The organism is Blastocatellia bacterium, assembly GCA_035573895.1.
GTDB lineage: Bacteria > Acidobacteriota > Blastocatellia > HR10 > HR10 > DATLZR01.
The window spans coordinates 1-2,226 of the sequence record DATLZR010000022.1 but is presented as its reverse complement, the minus strand read 5'-3'; the positions used below and the strand labels follow the sequence as shown (position 1 = coordinate 2,226).

Below are 2,226 nucleotides of genomic sequence, written 5' to 3'. Positions count from 1 at the left end.
CCAAACCCTTCAGCCTGCGCGAACTGGAAGCCCGCATTCAAGCGTTGCTGCGTCGGGTCGAAGGCGCTGCTGGCAGTTCGGTCTATGATGATGGCGTCCTCTATGTTGATCACAAGAATTTCCTGGTGAAGGTCGCCGGGGAAGAGGTCAAGCTCACCCGGAAGGAGTTCGCCCTTCTGTCGCTGCTCGTGCAGAGTCGGGGCCGCACGCTCACCCGGGATTACCTGCTGGATCGGATCTGGGGACTTCAATACTACGGCGACTCCCGCACGCTCGATGTGCACATTCGCAATCTTCGCCGCAAGCTCGGACGCAGCGACTACATCGAAACCGTTATCGGCATTGGCTATCGCTTCCGACCTCCGGACAGCGAGCCGTCCACTGAGTGATGAAGCGCGTTCTGTTTATCTGCACCGGGAACTCGGCCCGCAGTCAGATGGCCGAAGGCTGGCTCGAACATCTGGCGGGAGATCGGTTCCTTGTCTCGAGCGCGGGAACACATCCCTCGCGCGTGCACCCGATGGCGATTGAGGTCATGCGAGAAGTCGGGGTGGATATTTCCCATCACCGCTCGAAATCGGTAGAGACGTTCTGGGGCGAGCCTTTTGACTATGTCATTACCGTGTGCGATGCTGCCCGCGAAGCCTGTCCGGTTTTCCCTCACGCGGGCGTGCAACTTCATTGGAGTTTCCCCGATCCCGCCACCGGCGAAGGAACCCTCGACGAGCAGCTCGCTCGATTTCGCTCCGTCCGCGATGCCATTCGCCGTCAAATCGAGGAGTTTCTGCACTCTGCCGGATGCCGGTGAGACCAGCTCTCGCGGGAGAGCACGATGGAAGGATACTCTCAAGGGAGTGGCGGCGAGCGTCCGCTCGCTGCTGAAGCGGAAAGCGTCTCCATCCGTTGGTGGAGGGACGCGCTCCCATTGTCTTCTCCTGGAAGGGAGACATCGCCTCTGTCGCGCACGCGGCGGCTGAGGTTTCGGGCGACGCTGACGGCCCTGGTGATGACGGCCCTTTTCGGTGGCTTTGAGGTTGCCAAACTGCTCCTCTTTCCCACGATCACGCCGGTCCACTCTCACCTCCTGTCGGCCCTCGCGGTCACGGCGCTGACGCTGGTGACGGCCCATTATGTTCTGCGCAAGCAGGAGCGTCTCATCGAGACCACAGCACGCACGAATCATCTGTTGCAAACGGTTCTCGCGGCCATCCCCGAAGCCATCGTCATTGTGGATCGGCGCATGGAAGTGGTGCTTCACAATCGCGCCGCTGAACATATCTTCAGCCTTCCGGTGACGCTCGGACGCCCGCTGCGACTCATGGATGTGACCCGTGACGGAACGGTCAACGAAGCCTTTCATCACGTCCTCAGCGAGGGACGGACCGTCGAGGGGCGGTTCGAGCTTCTCAGCGGGGAGCGGCGCAGCTTTCGTTTCACCGTCTCACCTCTGGAAGCTGACGGGCGCCGACCGTCGGCAGCTCTGGGCGTTTTCGTCGAAGTCACTCATCTGGAACGGTTGGAACGCATCCGTCGGGACTTCTTCGCCAATATCTCGCATGAACTGCGCACGCCCCTGGCGGCAATTCTCGCCCATGCCGAAACGTTGCGTCAGGGAGCCCTGGATGATCGTGAGAATAGCCTCCGATTCCTCGACGCCATTTATAAATACGCTCAACGGATGCACGCGCTCGTGCGCGACATCACCGATCTGTCCGAGATCGAGTCGGGGGTTGTGACGCTCAAACTGGAAGACATTGATCTCCGCTCGGTGGTCGAGGATGTCATGGCGCTCCTTCTGCCCGCTGCCGAGGAACGGGGCGTGACCCTCACTCATGAGGTGTCGGACGATATCCTCGTTCGCGCCGATGTCTCACGACTGGAGCAAATTCTCACCAATCTTGTGGACAATGCGGTGAAATTCAACCGACCGGGCGGGCAGGTCACCATCCGCGCGCATCGAGAGGGGGCGTGGGTTGTCCTCTCGGTCAAAGATACGGGGGTCGGAATTGCTCCGGCGGACCAGCCCCGCATCTTCGAGCGGTTTTATCGCGCCGATAAATCCCGCTCCCGTCAGACCGGGGGAAGCGGCCTGGGATTGGCCATCGTGAAGCATCTCGTTCAGGCTCACGGTGGACAGGTCAAAGTCTCCAGTAAGCCTGGTGTGGGCTCGGAATTCACCGTCACCCTGCCGGCGGCCAACGACGTGTCTCCGAGAACCTGAGAGAA

3 protein-coding genes are annotated in these 2,226 nt (G+C 60.8%); all 3 read left to right on the top strand.

The genetic code is table 11. The features are described from left to right. Positions 1-389, top strand: a 389-nt coding sequence (locus VNM72_02880; protein HXF04341.1) for a response regulator transcription factor, incomplete at its 5' end; no start/stop codon positions are given. Continuing rightward, the gene (locus tag VNM72_02875) at positions 389-808 is read left to right on the top strand and encodes an arsenate reductase ArsC (GenBank protein HXF04340.1); all 420 of its coding nucleotides are present in this window, start codon (positions 389-391) and stop codon (positions 806-808) included. The genes VNM72_02880 and VNM72_02875, both read left to right, overlap by 1 nt. A 24-nt stretch (positions 809-832) precedes the next feature. Continuing rightward, positions 833-2,221 carry an ATP-binding protein gene (locus tag VNM72_02870; GenBank protein HXF04339.1) on the top strand — a complete coding sequence of 463 codons (1,389 nt, stop codon included), beginning with the start codon at positions 833-835 and terminating at the stop codon, positions 2,219-2,221. Positions 2,222-2,226 lie beyond the last annotated feature (5 nt).

Bases quoted from the DNA above. Each gene is read 5' to 3' on its own strand.
- VNM72_02870 (HXF04339.1), top strand. From the start codon at position 833: ATGGAAGGATACTCTCAAGGGAGTGGCGGCGAGCGTCCGCTCGCTGCT.
- VNM72_02875 (HXF04340.1), top strand. From the start codon at position 389: ATGAAGCGCGTTCTGTTTATCTGCACCGGGAACTCGGCCCGCAGTCAG.